We start from the raw sequence: 21,167 nt of genomic DNA on the forward strand, positions 1-21,167 counted from the left end.
AGGACCGCGCGGACGAGTCAAGAGGCTCGTCCGCGCGGACCGCGGCTACCGGAGAGCGGGAACCCGGGCGCCGTACTTGGCCAGCAGCGCGGCGTTGGCCTCGTCGCCACCGTCCACGTTGGAACTGCGCCACAGCGGGATGTCGACGCCCTGCGCCGCGCCGAGGTCCACCACCTCGGCCAAGACCAGGTTCCACAGGAAGGCGTTGATCACTGTGGACAGTGGCGCCGTCCGCGGAGCCTCCGGCGGGTAGCTCGAGTCGCCGGGGCGGACGTGGGAGTCGAGCACGATGCTGGCTTCTTCGATCAGCGTCGTCGCCGCGCGCTTCGGCGCCGCGGCCACGGACGCGGCCGAGCTCACCGCGATGACCGACGCGCCGCGGGCTCGGGCGCCGGCGGCCAGCTCGACCGGATACGGGTTCACCCCCGAGGTCGAGAACACCACCAGCAGGTCGTCCGGACCCGGCGCGCGTTCGGCCAGCACCTCTTCGGCGAGCCCGGAGCGGCGTTCGGTCTTGGTGCTGTGCTGCGCGCCGTGCAGCGGCAGCAGCTCGGGGTGGTAGACCGGGTACACGCAGGCGAGGCCGCCCGCGCGATAGAAGGTCTCGGCGACCGCGGCCAGCGAATGGCCCGCTCCGGCGGTGAACACCAGGGCGTCGGCCTGGATGACCCCCAGGATCAGCTCGGCCGATTTCCGGATCTGCTCCGCGTTACCCCGTTCGGCCTCCGCGAGCCGTTCGGCGACGTCTGCATAACGTTCGGTGGTACTCACCACATCCGCCCTTCCGTCTGGAGATCAGCGACGAATGTATCGCGTGGACCAATGGCCGAAGTGGAATACATCGGGAGATGATCGAGGTTGACCCGATCGCTGCGGCCGGGTTCCGGAGACTGGAGGATCCAGGGTGAGCGAGGCTGATCCCGCGGTGCGGATTTGGCGGGTGCGTGGCCAGGTGAAGGCCGTGGTGCTGGTGTTGCACGGCGGCGCGGAGCACAGTCATGCCCGCGTTCCGTGGTGGCGGCTGGCATACCAGCGGATGGTGCCGCTGGCGAAGGACGTCCACCGGGCGGGCCGGAGGCACGGTGTCGAGGTGCGGCTCCTGCGCAACCGGGTCTACGGCTGGAACGACCACGGAACCGACGCGCTCGCCGACGCGCGCTGGGCCCTGGAACGGATCCGCGAAGACCATCCGGGCTCACCCGTGGTCCTCGTCGGCCATTCGATGGGAGGTCGGGTCGCGTTGCGCGTCGCCGATGATCCGGCTGTCATCGGGGTCTGCGCGCTGGCACCGTGGACACCACCGGGTGAACCCATCGGCGCCGTCCGGGGCCGTGCCGTGCTCATCGCGCACGGGACCAAGGACCGGATGACCGATCCGGTGGCCTCACACGCTTTCGCGGAACGCGCCGAAAAGGTGACATCGCGGTCCGCGCGGTTTGAGATCGGCGGGGAGGGGCACGCGATGCTTCGGAGGTCTCGCGTCTGGAACCGTCTCGTACGGGCTTTCACCCTCGAGCTCATCGAAGCCGGGGGAAACGACGAAACGCTGAGCGCGGCCTGGAACAGGCCGAGCTCCGAGCGGCTGCGGATCCCGGTCTAGACCGGGCGGGAGGGAGCACCTTTTATGTCCACGTCAAGCATCGATCGGGCGGCAAGCCCGTCCGGCCTGCCCACGCCCGACGAGTCGCGGTGGCCGGGTCTGGCCACCCCGCCGCATTCGCCGTTCCGCGCGCGGATCGCCGAACAGTTGTTCCGCCGTGCGGTGCATCCGCTGAACGTCCGCGTGCGGATGCCCGATGGTTCCCAGCTCGGCTCCGGCGGTCCGGACGCGCCCGAGATGCGCGTCAACCGGCCGGCCGCCCTCTTCCATCGCCTTGGTGTCGACGCGAAGATCGGGTTCGGCGAGGCCTACATGGTCGGCGACTGGACGAGCGACGCGCTCGCCGAGGTGCTGACCCCGTTCGCGGAGCGGATGGCGACGCTCATCCCGCCGCTGCTGCAACGGTTCCGCCGGTTCGTCGATCGCGGCCACCCCGCGGACGAGGAGAACACCATCGAGGGGTCGCGGGCGAACATCCACCGCCATTACGACCTCTCCAACGACCTTTTCGGCGCGTTCCTCGACCCGTCGATGATGTACTCGTCGGCGCTGTTCGGCCCGGACGACGACCTCACCACCGCCCAGCACCGCAAGATCGACAGCGTCCTCGACTACGCCGGGGTCCGCGAAGGCAGCACGGTGCTCGAGATCGGCACCGGCTGGGGCGAACTCTCGATCCGGGCCGCCGCGCGCGGAGCCAAGGTGACGTCACTGACCATTTCCGAGGAGCAGGCGGCGCTGGCGACCGAACGCATCGCGGCGGCGGGCTTCGCCGACCGGGTCGACGTCCGGCTGTGCGACTACCGCGACTCGACCGGCGAATACGACGCCGTGGTCAGTGTCGAGATGATCGAGGCCGTCGGTGAGACGTACTGGCCGACGTTCTTCGAGACCATCGGGAAGCGGCTGAAGCCGGGCGGCCGGTTCGGGCTCCAGGCCATCACCATGGACCACGAACGCATGCTCGCCGCCGCCCGTTCGTACACGTGGGTGCACAAGTACATCTTCCCCGGCGGGCTCATCCCGTCGACCACCTCGGTCGAACAGGGCATGCTGGACCACACCCGGCTGAAACTGCAGGGAGTGCGCGAGTTCGGCCAGGACTACGCGCACACGCTGCGGCTGTGGCGGGAGCGGTTCACTCATCGGTGGGACGAAATCACCGAACTGGGCTTCGACGACGTCTTCAAACGGATGTGGGAGTTCTACCTGGCGTACTCCGAAGCGGGGTTCCGTTCGGGGTATCTCAAGGTCCACCAGTTCGGCTTCGCCGACAACGGGCGGTGAACGCCACCCAACCGATGCGGGGTGCCGCACGTCCTTCACCTAGGGTCTGCGGTTGACTGGGCCCCACACGCGAAATCGGGACGGGTGATTCGGCATGACGTATGGAGGCGACGACCGAGGGCGACGGATGCCGCCACAGCGGCCGCCGTCCGGCCGCCCCCGGCGGCACCAGCCCGCGCAGATGATGCCGCTGCCGGGCCGGGGGAGCAGCCCGTACGACGAGCGGACGACGCCCATGGGGCACGGAGGCGCCGAGCGTCCCGCCGGTCCGCCACCGCGCCGCCCGGAACCGCCTCCCGGCCGCCCGATGGACGGCGCGCGCCCGCCGCGGCGACGCAAGCGCTGGGGCTTCGGCAAGGTGCTGGTCACGTTGCTGACCGTGTTCGTGGTGTTCCTCGCCGGCGTGTGGGTGTACCTGGAGTTCTCCATCAACCGCGTCGACGCGCTGGCCGACTACTCCGGCCGCCCCGTCGCGGCCGAGGGCACCAACTGGTTGATCGTGGGCTCCGACAGCCGTGACGGGCTGACACCGGAGGAGCAGGAGAAGCTCGTCACCGGTGACGTCAAGGCCGCCGGCGGCGGCAAGCGGACCGATACCATCATGATCGCGCACGTCCCGGACAACAGCACCAAGCCGACGCTGCTGAGCCTCCCGCGCGACTCGCAGGTGGCCATCCCGGGGCACGGCAAGAACAAGATCAACTCGGCGTTCTCGATCGGCGGCCCCGCACTGCTCGCGCAGACCGTCGAAGGTGCCACCGGCCTGCGGATCGACCACTACGCCGAGATCGGGTTCGGCGGATTCGCCAAGATCGTCGACGCGATCGGCGGGGTCAACATGTGTGTCGAGAAGCCGATGGAGGACACCATGACGGGGATCAAGATCCCCGCGGGCTGTCAGGACCTCCAGGGCCCGCAGGCGCTCGGGTTCGTCCGCATGCGGCACAGTGACGCCACCCCGCGTTCGGACCTCGACCGCGTCGCCAACCAGCGGAAGTTCATCGGCGCGCTGGTCAGCGAGATCGGCAGCCCCGGCACGCTGCTGAACCCGTTCTCGCTGTTCCCGCTGCTGTCGACAGCGCCGGACGCGCTGACCATGGATTCGGGCGATCACGTGCACAACCTGGTCGGGCTCGCGCTGGCGATGCGCGGGATCTCGTCGGGCGGCGTCGTCACCACGACGGTCCCGGTGACCAACGGTTCGGCGGAGAACTGGGACAAGACCAAGTCGAAGCTGCTGTTCGACGCTTTGAAGAACGACACGGTGATCCCGGACAGCGCGATCCTGACCTGAGTTCTCGGGGAGGCCGGGGGCCTTCACGCTGGTACCCCTAGGGCGATCCGCAAGTCCGTGAAGGCCTCCTTGAGGGACCCAGGGTCCCTCAAGGGGGCCTTCACGGACCGAGCCTGAGGCACGTCCGGCGCCCGAAAATCAGAGGCGTCCGGGGCGACGGTGAGTCACCATGGGGTGATGGAAGCGCCCGCCGAAACCCTCGCCGACGACGTCGTCGTCCTGCGCCGCTGGAAACCGGAGCAACTCGACACCTTGGCAGCCGTCGCGGGGGATTCCGCTGGGCACCTCGGTGCGTGGATGCTCTGGGCCACCGACGGCTACGGGGAGTCCGAGGCCAAGGAGTTCCTCGAGAACGCGGCGCGCAACTGGGCCGAAGGCAGGAACTACGACTTCGCGATCTTCGCCGACGGTGCGGTCGTCGGCGGCGCGGGCATGATGACGCGGCCGGGCTGGATCGAGATCGGCTACTGGCTCAGCCGCCACCACACCGGCCGCGGCCTGGTGACGAGGGCCGCGCGGCTGCTGACCGCCGAGGCCTTCCGGATCGGCTCGCCGGAGGTCGAGATCCGGCACGACGAGAAGAACCTCGCGAGCGGCGCCGTGCCCGCGCGGCTGGGGTTCACGATGATCGGTGAGGAGGCCGCCGAGCCGCCGTTCGCCCCCGCCTGCGCGGGCGTCAACAGGATCTGGCGGCTCAAGCGTCCTTAGCCTTGCGGTCGCGCAGGGCCGCGAGCGCCTTGTCGGCGTGCACGGTGAACTTCAGCTCGCTCTTGATCACTTCGAGCACCTTGCGATCGGTGTCGATGACGAACGTGTGCCGTTTGGCGTGCAGCGGGCTGAATTTGCGCCATACGCCGAACTGTTTCGCCACCACACCGTCCACATCGGACAGCAGCGGGTAGTCGAAGCCGTGCTTGGCCGAGAACTCCTGCTGCTTGGCGACGGCGTCCGGGCTGATCCCGACACGGTGCGCGCCGACTTCGGCGAATTCCGCGGCGAGGTCACGGAAATGGCAGCTTTCCGCGGTGCAGCCGCTCGTCATCGCGGCGGGGTAGAAGAACAGTACGACCGGGCCGGACGAAAGGAAGTCCGACAGCGTGCGTTCCTCGCCCTTGTCGTCGGGCAGGGTGAAGTCCGGGGCGATGTCACCTTGGTCCATGGACGGATCATGCCACCTCAGTGGGCGTGCCGTTCGATCAGTTCGTCGACCTCGTCCCCGGTCGCGGAATCGGCGACGAACGAGCCACGCGCCGCGAGGACGCCGTACCGCCGAAGCCGCTCGGCCTGCTCGTGGCTGCGGACGCCTTCCGCGCCGATGCGCAGTTTCAGCTCCTTGGCCCTGGTGACCAGCTGGCACAGGTGACGGACATCGGCCTCGTCCTCGCCGTCGGCCAGCGCGTCGATCACCGCGCCGGACAGGATCACGTGACGGACCGGCAGCCGATGCTGCGGGATCAGTTCCAGATCGGCCGAACCGGAGATCGTCAGCACCAGCTGGGCGCCCAGATCGGCCAGCACCGCGAAGGAGTCCAGCACCTCGCCGCGTGGGTCGAGCACGGACTCGCGATCGGTGCACAGCCGCAACGCCTGCGCGGGCAGGTTGTGCCGGTCGAGCTGTTCCTTGACCAGCAGCACCAGATCGGGGTCGATGGCCAGCCGGTTCGGCAGCCGCACGCAGACGTCCGGTGCCGCGTCACCGAACCGTTGCCGCCAGCGCGCGGTGGCGGCGAGGGATTCCGCCAGCAACCACCGGCCGAGCGGGATGGTCATCCCGGTGGTCTGCGCCAGCGGGTAGAACTCGTCGGAGTCCAGTTCGCCCTTCTCCGGATGGGTCCAGCGCAGCCCCGCGTTGACCGCGGCCAGCTGATCCGGGTTCGCGAGCTTCACCGTCGGCTGGTAGATCAGCGAGAACTCGCCGTTCTCCAGCGCGCCCGCGATGACCGCGCCGAGCTGGTAGCGGCCGCGGTCGCGCGCGTCGAGTTCCGGGTCGAACAGCATCCACTGCGCCTTGCCCGCCTCCTTGGCGCGGTGCAGCGCGATCTCCGCGGCGCGCAGCAGGTCTTCCGGCCCGCCGTCGGCGACCGGGCGGACGACGATGCCGGCGCTCGCGCTGACCCCGATGCCGTGCCCGCCGAGGTAGATCGGCTCGACCAGTTCCTCCAGGGCCTGCTCGACCAGATCGATCACCTGGGGCGAGGTGAACTCGCCGCGCAGCAGGATGGCGAACCCGTCGCCGGAGAGCCGGGCGACGGAACCGTTGTAGCGGCCGGCGAAGACGGATTTGAGCTTGTTCGCGACCCCGCGCAGCACCTGGTCGCCGACGCCGGCGCCGAGGCCGTCGTTGATCACCTTGAAGCCGTCGACGTCGAGATAGACGAGCGCGACCTGCTCGCCGCCGGACCCGGCCAGCGCGGTCTCGAGGGCGTTGCCGAACGCGGTGGCGTTCGGCAGGCCGGTCAGCGCGTCGTGCACGTTCTGGTGGAGCAGTCGTTCCTGCAGCAGGTGGATCTCATTGGCGTCGGAGACCATCAGCACCGGATACGTCGAGCCGGGCCGGTCTCCGGGAAGGTCGGTCAGGGTCACGTCGACCCAGAGCGTGCCTTCCTCGCTGTGGTCCAGCAGCAGGCGTTCCTGCTGGGTCGGCTGGCCGAGGTTCATGAGCTGGGAGAGCCCGTTCCGCAGCCGGGCGACGTCGTGGTCGGCGGAGCCGAGTTCGGAGATGTTCCGCCCGCGCAGCGACGTGGGGCGGCAGCCGAGGAGTTTGCCGAGCGCGACGTTCGCCTCGACGATCCTGCCGTCGGAGTCGGCGAGCGCGATCCCGATGGGGGAGGCGGAATAGAGCTTGGAGAAGCGCAGCAGAGCGGGCTGGTGGTCGGGCTCGGTCCGGACGGCGTCCTGGGCGACGCCGAGCAAGAGCCGCTCGAGTTGCTCCTGGGGAAGCGATACTCCTTTAGTGTCAGCGAGCGTCGCGGCCCATCTCCGAGCGACGTCGACCAACCCTGGCGCGGAACCAGGCTCAGGCACACTTCACCTCTTCATGCGCGGTTTATGGCCAGCTCAGACCGGGTGTCCGAGCCCACGGGCCCACACTAGGTATGAGCCGACCGGGAGTAGTGCCACGGCATCATGCTCGATACGGGGTGTCTACCGGCTGAAAGGGTGATCGCCGCTACACGAGTGGTGACCGGAGGTTACCAAGAGTACTCGATCGTGGATGTCCCTTTAGTCGGGATTCAGCCGGTCTTGAATCAACAAGGCTCGAGTTCGATCGGCAGGCCGTCCGCGGGGACGGGCAGCGAGACGTAGTCCCAGCGCGCGGTGTAGTCCTCCGGGACCGACCAGCGATACGCCCGCAGCATCTCGTGCAGCAGCGCCTTCACTTCGAACGTCCCGAAATGCAGTCCGACGCACTTGTGCGCGCCGCCGCCGAAGGGCATCCACGCGTAGCGGTGCGACTTGTCCTCGCGGCGTTCCTCGCCGAAGCGGTCCGGGTCGAACCGCATCGGGTTCGTCCAGTGCTCAGGCGAGAAATGGTTGACGGTGGGGGAAACCCCGACCAGTGTCCCTTCGGGAATGAAGTGTCCGAGGACCTCGGTGTCCTTGACGGTCTTCCTCGCCAGTGACGGCACCGGGGCCACCAGCCGCAGGGATTCCTTGATCACCAGGTCCAGCGTCGTCAGGGTCTCCAGCGCCTCGATGTCCGGAACGCCGTCGCCGAGTGCGAGCGACTCCTGACGCGCGCGTTCCTGCCACTCGGGGTTCTTGGCGAGGTGGTAGACCGCGGCGGCGCTGGTGATGGTCGACGTGTCGTGCGCGGCCATCATCAGGAAGATCATGTGGTTGACGACGTCGGAGTCGGTGAAGCGGTCGCCGTCTTCGGTGGTGGCGTGGCACAAGGCGGTGAAGAGGTCCTCGCCGTCGCTTCGCCGTTTCGCGGGCAGATTCGCCGCGAAGTAGCGTTCGAGGACCTTGCGGCCGTGCAATCCCGCCGCCCAGCGGCCGCCGGGAACGGGGAAGCGCACGATGGCCGTGCCCGCGCGCACGGAGTTCACGAACGCGCGGTTGATCGCGGCCGCGTCTTCGCCGGACCGCATACCCATGAACACGCGTGTCGCGACGTCGAGCGTGAGTTGCTTGAGGGACCAGTAAATCCGCGGGTTCGGCCTGCCTGCCCACTCGGCGATGCCCTCGCGCAGGGCCGGTCCCATCTGGTCGACGTAACCCGTGAGCCGTTGCCGGGTGAACGCCGCCTGCATGATCCGGCGGTGCAGGTGGTGCTCGCCGAAGTCGAGCAGCATCAGGCCCCGGTCGAAGAACTGCTCGATGAAGAACTTCCAGCCCTCCTGGGAGAAGGCCTTGTCCTTGTTCACCAACGCGATCTGGGTGGCCTCGGGACCGGAGAGGGCGACGATGCGGCGGCCGAACGCGCCCATCCACGACACCGGGCCGTAGGTCTCGTAGCGCTTGAGGCCGAACTCGATGCCGAAGCGCATGAAGTCCAGCGCGTGCCCGATGACGGGCGGGCCTTCGTCGCCGAGGACGGGTTTGAGACCCGGCGGGGCGGGCGCGAGTTCGCGGACCGGCCAGGTCGCGCCGAGCCAGCGCTGGTCGATCGAACGCGGCAGCGGGATCGAGGTGAGCGGCGGGACCCGCTCACGCAGCGCCCCGGTGACCTTTTCGACGGCGTTCGCCATGGTGACCATCTCCCCGTTGAGACCGGCTACCGCTCCACCATGATACCCTTATTGACGTTCTGACAATACCCTGGCGGAGGTACATGAAGGCCCCCTTCCTTGCGCCTGGCGCAAGGAAGGGGGCCTTCATGTACTGATCAGCCCAGTTCGGACCGCACCGCGTTCGCGGCCGCGACCAGGTTCCGCAAGGCGGGTTCCACCTCGGCGTATCCGCGGGTCTTCAGACCGCAGTCCGGGTTGACCCAGATCCGCTCGGCGGGCACGGCGCCGACGGCGGTCCGCAGCAGCCCGCTGACCTCGTCGACGCCGGGGACGCGCGGCGAGTGGATGTCGTACACACCCGGCCCGACGCCGCGGCCGAAGCCCGCCGCGCCGAGATCGGTGACGACCTCCATCTTCGACCGCGCGGCCTCGATGCTGGTGACGTCGGCGTCGAGCGCGTCGATCGCCTTCACCACCTCACCGAACTCCGAGTAGCACATATGCGTGTGGATCTGCGTCGCGTCGTCGATCCCGGACGTCGCCAGCCGGAACGACGAGACCGCCCAGGCGAAGTACGCCTCGTGCGCCGCCTTGCGCAGCGGGAGCAGTTCCCGCAGCGCCGGTTCGTCGACCTGGATGACGCGGATGCCCGCCTCCTGCAGGTCGTGCACCTCGTCGCGGATGGCCAGCGCCACCTGACGGGCGGTCTCGCCCAGCGGCTGGTCGTCGCGGACGAACGACCACGCCAGGATCGTCACCGGTCCGGTCAGCATGCCCTTGACGGGTTTGCCGGTCAGTCCCTGCGCGTAGCGCGCCCACTCGACGGTCATCGGCTCGGCTCGCGAGACGTCGCCGTACAGGATCGGCGGCCGGACACACCGCGAACCGTAGGACTGCACCCAGCCGAAGTCGGTGGCGGCGAACCCGGCCAGCCGTTCGGCGAAGTACTGCACCATGTCGTTGCGCTCGGGCTCGCCGTGCACCAGCACGTCCAGGCCGAGATCCTCCTGCAGCCGGATGACGCGCTCGATCTCCGCCTTCATCGCGGCCTCGTAGCCTGCGTCGTCCAGCGAGCCCGCTTTGTGCGCCGCCCGGGCTTTGCGGACGTCGGTGGTCTGCGGGAACGAGCCGATCGTGGTGCTCGGCAACGGCGGCAGATCCAGCGCAGCCTGCTGCGCCGCCGCGCGCTGGGCGTAGGGCGAGCGGACGGTGTCCTCCGGCCGCAGCGCCTCCAGCCGGGCACGAACCCCGGCGTCGGCCAGATCGGCCGCCGTGGCGCGATCCGTGGCGGCGGCACGGGCCGCGGAGAGGTCGACGCCCTCCTCCTTGAGCGCGCGGCCGAGCAGGACGACCTCGTCGACCTTCTGCTTGGCGAACGCGAGCCAGCCCTTCAGCCGTGGGTGGAGTTCGGCCTCTCGCTCGACGTCGTAGGGCACGTGCAGCAGCGAGCACGAAGTCGAGACGCTGACCGACTTCGCGGTGCCGAGCAACGTCGCCGCCCGGCTGAGCGCGCGGGTCGGGTCGGTGCGCCAGACGTTGCGTCCGTCGACGACACCGGCCAAGACCTCCTTGTCGCGCAAGGCGGGCTCGGCCGCGACGGCGTCCACAAAGGACTCATCGGTGACGAGGTCGACGGCGAGGGCGTCGATCGGGGAGCGGGCGAGGACACCCAGTCCACGACCGAGGCCGCCGAAGTACCCGGCGACCAGGATCTTCGGGCGCGCGGTCTCCTTCGCGAGCCGGTGGTAGGCGCGGATGAGCGCGTTGAGCTCCGGCTCGGTGCGGTCCCCGGCGAAGGCGGGCTCGTCGAACTGGACCCACTCGACGCCTTCGTCGTGCAGGCGGCGCAGCAGTTCGACGTAGCCGTCGAGGAGGTTGTCGAGCAGGTCCAGGGGGCGGAAGCCCTCAGGAGCGGTCTCGGTGGCCTTCGCGAGCAGCAAGAACGTCACCGGGCCCACGAGCACCGGCCGGGTCTCGACGCCGATCGCGCGGGCTTCGCGGTATTCGTCGAGCGGCTTGGAACCGGCGACCGAGAACGCGGTGTCCGGCCCGAGTTCGGGGACGATGTAGTGGTAGTTCGTGTCGAACCACTTCGTCATCTCCATCGCCGGCGCGTCCTGCACCCCGCGAGCGGCGGCGAAGTAGGTGTCGAGCGGCGTGAGACCGAGCTTCGTGAAGCGCTCCGGAAACGCTCCGAACAGCTCGGCGGTGTCGAGCACCTGGTCGTAGTGGGAGAACGTGTTGGAGGGGACGGAATCCAGGCCCGCGTCCTTGAGCTCACGCCAGGCCCGCGTGCGCAGCGCACGGCCGGTCTCCAGCAACGCGGTCTCGTCGATCTTGCCCGCCCAATAGCGTTCGAGTGAACGCTTGAGCTCCCTGTCCGGTCCGATCCGGGGGTAGCCCAGCACAGTGGTGCCGATTTCGGTCACAGCTCTCTCCTCGCGAGCTTGTCGTCAAAGCCCGGAGCGCGCGCAGGAGTGACCGCGTTTTCGGTCGTGCCCATCCCACGAGGCCCGGACTCACGCACGCCGTCGACGCGCGCACCACGGGCAGGTCTTCGGACTCGTGGGCGACTCGCTCGCTCCTACCGGCCGTCGCTTCCCGGGGCGCCATGCCCCAGTGCTTTACCGTGTCTCGCACGGTGACGGCTTTCGTTCCCACATACCGCTGCGGGGCAGTCCCGGATTCACACCGGGTTCCCTGTTACCTCGACCGGCCTGGGGGGCCGGGCGAACCAGTAGCGCCCCGAAGCGTACCCAGGCGCGCTACTGCCCCGCTGGACATGTGATGAACCGGACGACATACGTGATCAAACGGCGAACTCGCGTGATCAGATGGCGAACTCGCGTGATCAGAGACGGGACGCGCGTGTCTGGAGACGGAACACGCCGGGCGGAAGTCCGCCCGGCGTGTTCCGTGTTCGATCACGTGAGTTCCGTGTCCAGACACGCGAGTTACGTGTCTGATCACGCGAGATGCGGGGTCAGTCCCAGTCGAGGGCGCCACCGGACTGGTACTCGATGACGCGGGTCTCGAAGAAGTTCTTCTCCTTCTTGAGGTCCATCGCCTCCGACATCCACGGGAACGGGTTCTCCGTCTCGCCGAAGATCGGCTGGAGACCGATCTGCTGCGCCCGACGGTCGGTGATGAAGTGCATGTACTGCTCGATCAGCTCGGCCGACAGCCCGAGCATGCCGCGCGGCATGGTGTCGCGGGCGTAGGAGACCTCGAGCTCGCACGCCTCGGTCAGCATGCCGCGGATCTCGGCCTGGAACTCTTCGGTCCACAGGTGCGGGTTCTCGATCTTGATCTGGTTGATGCAGTCGATGCCGAAGTTCAGGTGGATCGACTCGTCGCGCAGGATGTACTGGTACTGCTCGGCGATGCCGATCATCTTGTTCCGGCGGCCGAGCGACAGGATCTGCGCGAAGCCGGTGTAGAACCACATGCCCTCGAAGATCACGTAGAACGCGACCAGGTCACGCAGGAAGTTCTGGTCGGCCTCGGGGGTGCCGGTCTCGAAGTCCGGGTTCTCCAGGTTCTGCGTGTACTTCAGCGCCCACGCGTCCTTCTCCGAGATGGAGGGGACCTCGCGGTACATGTTGAACAGCTCGCCCTCGACCAGGCCGAGGCTCTCGCAGATGTACTGGAAGGTGTGCGTGTGCACGGCCTCCTCGAACGCCTGGCGCAGCAGGTACTGGCGGCATTCGGGGTTGGTGATCTGCCGGTACACCGCGAGCACGATGTTGTTGGCCACCAGCGACTCCGCGGTGGCGAAGAAGCCGAGGTTGCGCTTGAGCATGGTGCGCTCGTCCTCGGTCAGGCCGTCGGCCGACTTCCACAGCGCGATGTCGGCCTGCATGGCGACCTCGGTCGGCATCCAGTGGTTGTTGCAGCCGGCGAGGTACTTCTCCCACGCCCAGGTGTACTTCATCGGCAGCAGCTGGTTGACGTCGGCGCGGGCGTTGATCATCCGCTTGTCGTCGACGTTGATCCGGGCGGCGCCGACTTCGATCTCACCGAGGCCGGTGGCGTCGGTGGAAGCGTCAAAGGTGGTCATACAGAGGCTCACTTCACGAGTGGGGTCGTGAGTGGTGATTCGGGTCAGAACCCGAATCACCACTCACGAGGATGTCTTACTGGCAGGCTTCGCAGTCGGGGTCGTCGATGCGGCAGGCGGCGCCGTCGGTGGCGACGAAGTCGACGTCGGAGACCTGCGGGATCTCCTTCGGCTCCGGCTTGGCGGCGGGAGCTGTCACCGGAACGGCCGGAACAGCGGCGGCCGGGCTGGGCGAAGCGGCGGGAGCCGGAGCCGGTGCGGGAGCGGCGGGCTTGGGTGCCGAAGGCGTGGCCGGGGCCGGGGTGGCCGAGACCGCGTTCAGCTTGCCGTCGGTGCCGCGCAGGGTGCTCTTCTCCACGTGCGTCGCGGACCGGGCCCGCAGGTAGTACGTGGTCTTGAGGCCCTTGTGCCAGGCGTAGCGGTACAGCTCGTCGAGCTTGCGGCCGCTGGGCGCCGCGATGTACAGGTTCAGCGACTGCGCCTGGTCGATCCACTTCTGGCGACGCGAACCGGCGTCCACCAGCCACTTCGACTCGATCTCGAACGCGGTGGCGTACAGCGCCTTCAGGTCGTCCGGCACGCGGTCGATCTGGCCGAGGCTGCCGTCGAAGTACTTCAGGTCCGAGACCATGACCTCGTCCCACAGCCCGCGCGCCTTGAGCGAGCGGACCAGGTGCGGGTTCACCACGGTGAAGTCACCGGACATGTTCGACTTGACGAACAGGTTCTGGAACAGCGGCTCGATCGACTGCCCGACGCCCACGATGTTGGAGATCGTCGCGGTCGGCGCGATCGCCATCACGTTGGAGTTGCGCATACCGACGGTCTTGACCCGCTCACGCAGCGGCGCCCAGTCCAAAGTGGACGAGGTGTCGACGTCGAGGCCGTCGCCCTGGCGGGCGTCGATCAGCAGCTGCATCGAGTCGATCGGCAGGATTCCCTTGCTCCACAAGGAACCCTCGAACGTCTGGTACTGGCCGCGCTCCTCGGCGAGGTCGGTCGAGGCCGAGATCGCGTAGTAGCTGATGTGCTCCATGCTGGTGTCCGCGAACTGGACGGCCTCTTCCGAGGACAGCGGGACACCGATCTCGAACAGCGCGTCCTGGAAGCCCATCAGGCCGAGCCCGATCGGGCGGTGGCGCAGGTTGGAGCGGCGCGCCTCCGGGATCGTGTAGAAGTTGATGTCGATCACGTTGTCGAGCATGCGGACGGCGGTGCGCACGGTCTTCTCGAGGCGCTTCGCGTCGATGCCCTCGGGCGTGACGTGCTTGAGCAGGTTCACCGAGCCGAGGTTGCAGACCGCGACCTCGTCGGTGGTGGTGTTCAGGGTGATCTCGGTGCACAGGTTGGACGAGTGCACGACACCCACGTGCTGCTGCGGCGAGCGCAGGTTGCACGGGTCCTTGAAGGTGATCCACGGGTGACCGGTTTCGAACAGCATGGTCAGCATGCGGCGCCACAGGTCGACAGCGCGGATCTTGCGGAACACCTTCAGCTCACCGCGTTCGGCGGCGGCCTCGTACTCGCGGTAGCGCTCGGCGAACGCGGTGCCGTAGAGGTCGTGCAGGTCCGGGGTCTCGTTCGGCGAGAACAGCGTCCACTGCGCGTCGGCCTCGACACGGCGGAGGAACTCGTCCGGCACCCAGTTCGCGGTGTTCATGTCGTGCGTACGACGACGGTCGTCACCGGTGTTCTTGCGCAGGTCGAGGAATTCCTCGATGTCCACGTGCCAGGTCTCGAGGTACGCGCAGGCCGCGCCCTTGCGCTTGCCGCCCTGGTTCACCGCGACCGCGGTGTCGTTGGCGATCTTGAGGAACGGCACGACACCCTGCGACTGGCCGTTGGTGCCCTTGATGTGCGCGCCGAGGCCGCGGACCGGGGTCCAGTCGTTGCCGAGACCGCCCGAGTACTTCGCCAGCAGCGCGTTGTTCTTGTACGCCTGGAAGATCGAGTCCAGGTCGTCGTCCACGGTGGTCAGGAAGCAGGACGACAGCTGCGGGCGCGTGGTGCCCGAGTTGAACAGCGTCGGGGTGGACGCCATGAAGTGGAACGACGAGAGCAGCTCGTAGAACTCGATGGCGCGGGCCTCGCGGTCGTCCTCGCGGATCGCGAGACCCATCGCGACGCGCATGAAGAACGCCTGCGGCAGCTCGAAGCGGACGCCGTTGTGGTGCTGGAAGTACCGGTCGTACAGCGTCTGCAGGCCGAGGAAGCCGAAGTCGAGGTCACGCTCGGCGTGGATGGCCGCGGTGATCTTGTCGAGGTCGAACGTCTGGAGCTCGGCGTTGACGAGCTCCAGCTCGATGGCGCGCTTGAGGTAGTCCCGGAAGTACTGCGGGTACCGGGCGGTCATCTCGTCCTGGCTGGCCTGCTGCGGCGCGCCCGCGAGGTAGCTGAGCGCCTCGCCGCGGAGCTTGTCCGCCAGCAGCCGGGCGCTGACGTAGGAGTAGTTCGGCTCCTGCTCGACGAGCACGCGCGCGGCCATGATCTGGGCGAGGGCGAGTTCGTCGGCGCTGATGCCGTCGTAGAGGTTGCGCTTGGCCTCGGCCAGCACCGGCTCGGCCGAGACGTCTTCGAGCCCGGCGACGGCCTCGCCGACCACGTGCGAGACGCGGGCCCAGTCGAGCGGGCGGACCGAGCCGTCGGCGGACTTGACGCTGATCGCGACGTCGGACGAAGCCGGCTTCTCGGACTCGCGGGCCTTCGCGCGCTCGTCACGGTAGAGGACATACGCGCGGGCGACCTTGTGGTGCTCGCCGCGCATCAGCGCGAGCTCGACGATGTCCTGGATCTGCTCGATGTGCAGCGCGGTCTCGGGACCGGCGTGGCGGAGCAGGGTGGTCTCGATCTGCTCGGTCAGTTCCTTGACCAGGTGGTGGATCCGCGACGAGGCGGCCGCGTCACCGCCCTCGACGGCGAGGAAGGCCTTGGTCACGGCGACCGAGATCTTGTTCGCGTCGAAGGGGGACACGCTGCCGTCCCGCCGGATGACTCGCACGGTCGCGGGCGTGGTGTCCGAAGACGAAGGTGGCCGCTGACCGGTTTCCACTGACATGCGTGTCTCCAATGGGCGCGTTGAAGCACCGCAAGGCCTCACAAGGCCGTGCGCTGCACGTTCACAAAGCTGGCCGACAACCGCTCCCGAGCGGTCTCCCCGTCGCTGGGCGGTGCCGGTTCCCAGAGACTACATGTAGGGGTCGGAGCCTGCACGTGCCCCAATGGGTGGCGTGTCGTGGTCTCACCCTGGCGGGTTAGACGATCACGCTGAGCGGCTGGTCAGCCGCCGAAAACGAGGGTGAAATCGCGCAGGTGGGCGCTCAGGACGGGCCGCTGACCGGCCAGGAAGCCGAACGGACCGGACTCGTTGAGCCGCCAATCCGCGGCCGCCGGACGGGGGCGGGCCTTCGCCCGGACGGGGCTTCTTTTGAGACGGCCGTCCAACATTTGTACGACGTCGAAGGCGGCGGGCATCTTCACCGGAAGGCTCGGGCGGGCGGTGAAGGCGGCCGTCGCGATCCAGTCGTCCTGGGTGGCCGCCGAGGCGGTGAAGGTCCGGCCGTGGGTGAAGTCGAGCGCGGCGAGGTCCTTGGGGATGCCCCACAGCGCCCGGCCGCCGGCGAGCGAGACCTCGCTGTCCACCCAGATGTCGGTGATGGAGCTGGAGAGGCGTTTGCCGCGGACGGCGACCGTGGCCAGCAGCTCGTGGTACTGGAGCTGTCCGGGCTCCTGGTAGTCGATCCAGGCGGTGAACACCTGGGCGCGGCCGCCCGCCACGACCGGTTCGACACCTTCGGGTAGTTCGGGCAGTTCGCTCACCGGGACACGCCACAGCGACAGGTACGCCTGACCCGCCAGGTTCCACGGCTCCGGGGGATAGGCGGTCACGCGTTCCGCCACGGCAGGTAGGCGGGCTGATCGGTGTCGACGCGCATGGAGAACTCCGGTGGTCGTTTCTGCAGGAAGGACACGACCCCTTCGACCGCGTCCGGGCTGGAGCCCAGGCCGCCGATCAGCCGGGAGTCCAGTTCGTGCACGGGGAACGGCGATTCGGCGCTCGCCATCCGGTACAGCAGCTGCCGGGTCACCGCGACCGACACGGCCGATGTGGTCTTGACGATCTCGAGAGCCAGCTCGCGGGCCTTGCCGAGCACTTCTTCGGGTTCGTGGACACTGTGGACCAGTCCGGCGCTTTTCGCCTCCTCGACGCCGAAGACACGGCCGCTGATCATCCAGTCGAGTGCCGTTCCCATGCCGACGAGCCGGGGGAGGAACCACGCGGACGCGCCCTCGGGGTAGATCCCGCGGCGGACGAACACGAAGCCGAACCGGGAGTCCGTCGACGCCAGCCGGTAGTCACACGACAGCGTGATCGTGACGCCGCCGCCGACGGCCGCGCCCCGCAAGGCCGCGATCACCGGTTTGTTCATCGTGAAGATCCGTTTCGAGCAGCGTCCCGCCGGCTCCTGCCAGGCCGCGTCCGGACCGGTCGCCGGGTCGAAGTCGAATCCGCCCTGCGAGAGGTCCGCGCCCACGGAGAAGTCCTTGCCGTTGCCGGTCAGGATCACCACCCGGACGTCCTCGTCGCCGTCGGCCCTGTCCATCGCGTCGCCGAGTTCGTCGGCCATGCGGATGGTGTAGCCGTTGCGGGCCTCGGGCCGGTTGAGCGTGACCGTCGCGATGCGGTCGGCGACCTCGTAGGTGATTTCGGCGTACGCGCTCATGACGTGAAAGTAAGACTATGTTGACAAGGTGTCAATAAGGGGGTCATTCGATGTCGTCCAGGTGATCCGCGTAGTACTCGACCGCTCGCCGGTACCGCTGGACCCCGGCGTCGGCGCTGGTCGCGGCGAGCACCTTCAGCAGCGTTCCCGCCGCTTCGCGTGCCTCGCCGACGTTGTAGAGGGCCATCGCGAGGAACGTCCTGAGCGCCGCGTCGTCCGGGAACTCGTCGAGGCCGCGGCGCAAGGTCCGGAGCGATTCCTCGTACCGGCCGAGGACGCGATACGTGCTGCCGAGCCCGACGAACACCCCATGCCTGTCCTCTGTGGACAGACCCTCGGTCGCGAGCGCGCGCTCGTAGTAGGGGGCGGCTTCGGCTTCGAAGCCGAGGGAGTCGTGCGACCAGGCTGTCTGGTACGCGATCACGGCGTCCTTCGGGTGCTGCCCGGCCAGTTCGATCAGCCGCAGGCGGGCTTCGTCGGTGCCCTGTTCCCGCAGCCGGATCGCTTCCTGCGTCGCGCTCACGCGGCACCTTCGAACGGGGGATAGGACTTCGCGCCGGTCCGTTCGGCGGCGTCGATGTAGCCGGCGAGGGCGTCCCGGGAGCGGGTGATCTTGGCCAGCTGCTCGTCCAGCCGTCCGAGGCGCTCGCGCATCGCGGCCAGCAGTTCGGGGCAGCCTATCAGCTCCGGCTCCTCGCCGATCGCGCAGGGCAGCAGGTACGCGATGTCCTCGGACGACAGGCCCGCGGCGAGCAGATGCCGGATCTGTTTCACCCGCAGCAACGCCGTCTCGTCGTACTCGCGGTAGCCGTTGGTGGCGCGGTCCGCCTCCAGGAGACCTTGGGCCTCGTAATAGCGCAGCTGATGGGCGTTGACGCCCGTCCGATGGCTCAGTTCCCCGATTTTCATCGCTTCCCCACTTGACCTTCATACCGATCTCAACGTTGACGATGCTGCCATGAACAACGAAACCCCCGCACCTGTGACAGTTCTCGGACTCGGCCTGATGGGCACCGCGCTCGCCCGCGCGTTCCTGAAGGCCGGGCATCCCACGACCGTATGGAACCGGACGGCCACCAAGGCCGGACCCTTGGTGGCCGAGGGGGCGCGGCTCGCTCCCACACTCGGCGACGCGCTCGAAGCAGGCGGCGTGACGATCGTCTGCCTCACCGACTACCCGGCCGTGCGCGAGCTCCTCGGCGACGCCGGGCTCGAGGGCACGACACTGGTCAACCTGACCTCGGGCGACTCCGCCCAAGCGCGGGAAACCGCCGTCTGGGCCGAAAAACGGGGCGCTCGTTACCTGGACGGCGCGATCATGGCCATCCCGTCGTCGATCGGGACCGACGAGGCGGCGATCCTGCTCAGCGGCCCGCGGCCGGACTTCGACCTCGGCGCGCTCGGCGCCGTCAGCCATCTCGGCGAGGATCCGGGACTCGCGTCGCTGTACGACGTCGCCGGTTTGGCGATGATGTGGAGCATCCTGAACGCGTGGCTCCAGGGCACCGCGATGCTCAAGACGGCCGGTGTCGACGCCGCGACGTACGCGGTGTTCGCACGGCAGATCGCCGTCGGGGTGGCCGGCTGGCTGCCCGGCTACGCGGAGCAGGTCGACAGGGGCTCCTTCCCCGCGGAGGTGTCGGCTCTGGAGACCGACGCGCGGGCCATGGCGCATCTGGTCGAGGAGAGCGAGGCGCTGGGGGTCGACGCCGGACTGCCGAAGCTCATCAAGGCGATGGCCGACCGTGCCATCGCCGCCGGGCACGGTGGAGAGCAGTACCCGGTGCTGATCCGGGAGTTCGAGCGGGCGGGGGAGTAACGGCGGAGCTGGTCAGTGGCGCGGCAGGTAGTCCGTCGCGGCCATGACGCCGAAGACCAGGAGGGCCGTCACCGGCACGATCATCGCGATCAGGACGAGCAGTGCCGCGAGACCGCCGAATCCGTCCCGTTTGCGCATCCTTCAAGGTAGCAAGCCTGTCGTGGCCGTGTACGGAACTTGTGCGCGTCCACGGCAGGCTCGGGGACCATGACGACACCCTTGTCCTCACGACAGGCCGCGAGATGGTCCGCGGTCGCGTTACTGCTCGCGTTCGTCGGTTCGCTGCTCGCCGGGCCCGCCGAGGCGGCGCCCGCGCCGGGGATCCGCGCCAGCTACGCCAACCCCGTTCGGAAGGCGGACGGGCACGTCGACGCCCAGGCGACCGTCGACCGGCTCCGGGCGATGAACGCGGACACGTACGCGTTCCTGGTCAACAAGTCCACCGACTGGGGCGATCTGGAACAGGGGTTCCTGCCCGCCGCGCAGGCGAGCGGCCTCGCGGTCTGGGTCTACCTGGTCCCGCCGACCGAGTGCCCCGGCGGGACTTCGTGTGCGGAGTACCTGCCCTACAAGAAGGACTACGTGGCGTGGGGTCAGGCGATCGCCAGGCTCTCGGTGCGTTATCCGGTGCTGAAGGCTTGGGCGATGGACGACTTCAACGCCAACACGTCCACCTTCACCAAGGAATACACCGCCAAGATGCGTAACGCCGCCAGGACGATCCAGCCGGGGCTGGACTTCTATCCCGTGGTGTACGCCAACGCGGTCACGCAGTCCTTTGTGGACGCCTACGCCGCGAGTATCGACAGCCTCATCTTGCCCTTCCGTGACGACCCGTACCGCAACACGCTGTGGACCGGGAGTCTCCGCCCGCAGCTGGACCAGATCGTCGCGCGGCTCGCGAGCAAGAGCCGCAAGGCCATCCTGATGGTGTACGCCTCGACGTTGTCGCGCACCACGATCACCCCCGACGTCGAGTACGTCCGCACCGTGACCGCTGTCGGCCTGGAGTACGCGGCGGCGGGGAAGCTCGACGGCGTCATCCAGTACGCCTTGCCGCTGACGCCGGGGCGGCCGCAGTCCAGCGATGAACGCGTCGCGCACGCCGGGAACAGCGCGCTGGTGTTCACCGTGCACCCGGACAACGCCACGACGGCGGGGGACTACGCGGCCGCGAGCACGACCATCCGCCTCGACGCGGGGTCGACGTCGTGCCGGATGGTCGTGTGGCACACCGACGACCGTCCCGCCACGAGCCCGCTCGGGTACCACGCGAAACAGGCGATCGTCGGCGGGACGCAGGTATGGGAGCGCGACGTCGCCAGCGAGGGGAGTGACTGGTACACCTCCTCGCCGGTCGATCTCACCCCGCGCCTGAGCGGCGGGTCGGCGACGCTCACCCTGCGCCTGTACGAGAAGAAGGCCGTCACGAACTACTCGGTCACCGCGCGGATGGACGACATCAGTCTGACCGGGTGTCACGTCGCGAACCCCGGTTTCGAGGCTGACGGCGGGTGGACGTACAGCCGGAAGGGCGGTGACGTCCTGGCCGGGCGTCACACCTACGACGCGGTGTACTCGACTTCGGTCCATGCCGCGGTCGGTGCGCTTTACGGCGGCTGAGGGGACGAGGGTCGGTGGCCTCACCGTGAAGGCCTCCTTGCCTACCTTGAGAGTAGGGAAGGAGGCCTTCACGGACTTTTCAAGACC

Annotated in this window: 18 protein-coding genes and 1 riboswitch; of the genes, 6 read left to right on the plus strand and 12 right to left on the minus strand. The window is 68.4% G+C overall.

The features are described from left to right. Positions 1-45: 45 nt before the first annotated feature. Positions 46-774, minus strand: a complete 729-nt coding sequence (locus HDA45_RS36280; RefSeq protein WP_184903109.1) for a sugar isomerase domain-containing protein — start codon at positions 772-774, stop codon at positions 46-48. A gap of 130 nt (positions 775-904) precedes the next feature. On the opposite strand from HDA45_RS36280, the gene HDA45_RS36285 reads away from it, so the two are divergent. The 4 genes from HDA45_RS36285 (at position 905) to HDA45_RS36300 (ending at position 4,889) form a co-directional block, all read left to right on the plus strand. Next, a complete protein-coding gene (locus HDA45_RS36285; RefSeq protein WP_184903111.1) occupies positions 905-1,600 on the plus strand; it encodes an alpha/beta fold hydrolase in 696 nt (231 codons plus the stop codon). A gap of 24 nt (positions 1,601-1,624) precedes the next feature. Continuing rightward, entirely contained in the window at positions 1,625-2,887 is a 1,263-nt protein-coding gene (locus tag HDA45_RS36290; RefSeq protein ID WP_184903113.1) for an SAM-dependent methyltransferase, read from the plus strand. Positions 2,888-3,014: 127 nt separating this feature from the next. Continuing rightward, on the plus strand, positions 3,015-4,181 hold the full coding sequence (locus HDA45_RS36295) for an LCP family protein (RefSeq protein ID WP_246480898.1): 1,167 nt from the start codon (positions 3,015-3,017) through the stop codon (positions 4,179-4,181). A gap of 177 nt (positions 4,182-4,358) precedes the next feature. Next, a complete protein-coding gene (locus HDA45_RS36300) occupies positions 4,359-4,889 on the plus strand; it encodes a GNAT family N-acetyltransferase (RefSeq protein ID WP_184903117.1) in 531 nt (176 codons plus the stop codon). Here HDA45_RS36300 and HDA45_RS36305 read toward each other — a convergent pair. From HDA45_RS36305 to HDA45_RS36350, 10 genes are all read right to left on the minus strand, one after another. Continuing rightward, a complete protein-coding gene (locus HDA45_RS36305; RefSeq protein WP_184903119.1) occupies positions 4,876-5,340 on the minus strand; it encodes a peroxiredoxin in 465 nt (154 codons plus the stop codon). The genes HDA45_RS36300 and HDA45_RS36305 overlap by 14 nt on opposite strands. Positions 5,341-5,357: 17 nt before the next feature. Next, a complete protein-coding gene (locus HDA45_RS36310) occupies positions 5,358-7,205 on the minus strand; it encodes a putative bifunctional diguanylate cyclase/phosphodiesterase (protein WP_343072222.1) in 1,848 nt (615 codons plus the stop codon). Between the two features lie 224 nt (positions 7,206-7,429). Beyond that, complete coding sequence (locus HDA45_RS36315) at positions 7,430-8,875, minus strand: cytochrome P450 (RefSeq protein ID WP_184903121.1); 1,446 nt, start codon at positions 8,873-8,875, stop codon at positions 7,430-7,432. A gap of 137 nt (positions 8,876-9,012) precedes the next feature. Then, positions 9,013-11,286, minus strand: coding sequence for a 5-methyltetrahydropteroyltriglutamate--homocysteine S-methyltransferase (gene metE / locus HDA45_RS36320; protein WP_184903123.1), 2,274 nt, complete (start codon positions 11,284-11,286; stop codon positions 9,013-9,015). Positions 11,287-11,388: 102 nt separating this feature from the next. Then, positions 11,389-11,611: riboswitch (cobalamin riboswitch) on the minus strand. Between the two features lie 229 nt (positions 11,612-11,840). Beyond that, positions 11,841-12,917: a ribonucleotide-diphosphate reductase subunit beta gene (locus HDA45_RS36325; protein ID WP_101606829.1), complete on the minus strand. Its 1,077-nt coding sequence runs from the start codon at positions 12,915-12,917 to the stop codon at positions 11,841-11,843. Positions 12,918-12,993: 76 nt separating this feature from the next. Continuing rightward, positions 12,994-15,972 (minus strand): ribonucleoside-diphosphate reductase subunit alpha, encoded by a 2,979-nt coding sequence (locus HDA45_RS36330; protein ID WP_184903125.1) that lies wholly within the window; start codon positions 15,970-15,972, stop codon positions 12,994-12,996. 221 nt (positions 15,973-16,193) lie between these two features. After that, entirely contained in the window at positions 16,194-16,802 is a 609-nt protein-coding gene (locus tag HDA45_RS36335) for an acetoacetate decarboxylase family protein (RefSeq protein ID WP_184903127.1), read from the minus strand. Beyond that, positions 16,799-17,638 carry an enoyl-CoA hydratase-related protein gene (locus HDA45_RS36340; RefSeq protein ID WP_184903129.1) on the minus strand — a complete coding sequence of 280 codons (840 nt, stop codon included), beginning with the start codon at positions 17,636-17,638 and terminating at the stop codon, positions 16,799-16,801. The genes HDA45_RS36335 and HDA45_RS36340 overlap by 4 nt, the downstream gene beginning before the upstream one ends. Positions 17,639-17,681: 43 nt before the next feature. Beyond that, positions 17,682-18,161: a tetratricopeptide repeat protein gene (locus tag HDA45_RS36345; RefSeq protein ID WP_343072223.1), complete on the minus strand. Its 480-nt coding sequence runs from the start codon at positions 18,159-18,161 to the stop codon at positions 17,682-17,684. Beyond that, the gene (locus HDA45_RS36350) at positions 18,158-18,547 is read right to left on the minus strand and encodes a MerR family transcriptional regulator (protein ID WP_184903131.1); all 390 of its coding nucleotides are present in this window, start codon (positions 18,545-18,547) and stop codon (positions 18,158-18,160) included. The genes HDA45_RS36345 and HDA45_RS36350 overlap by 4 nt, the downstream gene beginning before the upstream one ends. A 49-nt stretch (positions 18,548-18,596) precedes the next feature. Between HDA45_RS36350 and HDA45_RS36355 the strand changes: the two genes are divergently transcribed. Continuing rightward, positions 18,597-19,457: an NAD(P)-dependent oxidoreductase gene (locus HDA45_RS36355; protein WP_184903133.1), complete on the plus strand. Its 861-nt coding sequence runs from the start codon at positions 18,597-18,599 to the stop codon at positions 19,455-19,457. Positions 19,458-19,469: 12 nt separating this feature from the next. Here HDA45_RS36355 and HDA45_RS42925 read toward each other — a convergent pair whose 3' ends face one another. Then, positions 19,470-19,595 (minus strand): hypothetical protein, encoded by a 126-nt coding sequence (locus HDA45_RS42925; protein ID WP_281400832.1) that lies wholly within the window; start codon positions 19,593-19,595, stop codon positions 19,470-19,472. 69 nt (positions 19,596-19,664) lie between these two features. Between HDA45_RS42925 and HDA45_RS36360 the strand changes: the two genes are divergently transcribed. Then, entirely contained in the window at positions 19,665-21,080 is a 1,416-nt protein-coding gene (locus HDA45_RS36360) for a hypothetical protein (RefSeq protein WP_184903135.1), read from the plus strand. The last annotated feature ends 87 nt before the right edge of the window (positions 21,081-21,167 follow it).

It is taken from the genome of Amycolatopsis umgeniensis (assembly GCF_014205155.1).
Classification (GTDB): domain Bacteria; phylum Actinomycetota; class Actinomycetes; order Mycobacteriales; family Pseudonocardiaceae; genus Amycolatopsis; species Amycolatopsis umgeniensis.

Excerpts from the sequence above, each read along its gene's own strand:
- HDA45_RS36290 (WP_184903113.1), top strand. The coding sequence starts at position 1,625 with ATGTCCACGTCAAGCATCGATCGGGCGGCAAGCCCGTCCGGCCTGCCC.
- HDA45_RS36295 (WP_246480898.1), top strand. The coding sequence starts at position 3,015 with ATGCCGCCACAGCGGCCGCCGTCCGGCCGCCCCCGGCGGCACCAGCCC.
- HDA45_RS36300 (WP_184903117.1), top strand. The coding sequence starts at position 4,359 with ATGGAAGCGCCCGCCGAAACCCTCGCCGACGACGTCGTCGTCCTGCGC.
- HDA45_RS36305 (WP_184903119.1), bottom strand. The coding sequence starts at position 5,340 with ATGGACCAAGGTGACATCGCCCCGGACTTCACCCTGCCCGACGACAAG.
- HDA45_RS36315 (WP_184903121.1), bottom strand. The coding sequence starts at position 8,875 with ATGGCGAACGCCGTCGAAAAGGTCACCGGGGCGCTGCGTGAGCGGGTC.
- HDA45_RS36325 (WP_101606829.1), bottom strand. The coding sequence starts at position 12,917 with ATGACCACCTTTGACGCTTCCACCGACGCCACCGGCCTCGGTGAGATC.
- HDA45_RS36330 (WP_184903125.1), bottom strand. The coding sequence starts at position 15,972 with ATGTCAGTGGAAACCGGTCAGCGGCCACCTTCGTCTTCGGACACCACG.
- HDA45_RS36340 (WP_184903129.1), bottom strand. The coding sequence starts at position 17,638 with ATGAGCGCGTACGCCGAAATCACCTACGAGGTCGCCGACCGCATCGCG.
- HDA45_RS36350 (WP_184903131.1), bottom strand. The coding sequence starts at position 18,547 with ATGAAAATCGGGGAACTGAGCCATCGGACGGGCGTCAACGCCCATCAG.
- HDA45_RS36355 (WP_184903133.1), top strand. The coding sequence starts at position 18,597 with ATGAACAACGAAACCCCCGCACCTGTGACAGTTCTCGGACTCGGCCTG.
- HDA45_RS42925 (WP_281400832.1), bottom strand. The coding sequence starts at position 19,595 with ATGCGCAAACGGGACGGATTCGGCGGTCTCGCGGCACTGCTCGTCCTG.
- HDA45_RS36360 (WP_184903135.1), top strand. The coding sequence starts at position 19,665 with ATGACGACACCCTTGTCCTCACGACAGGCCGCGAGATGGTCCGCGGTC.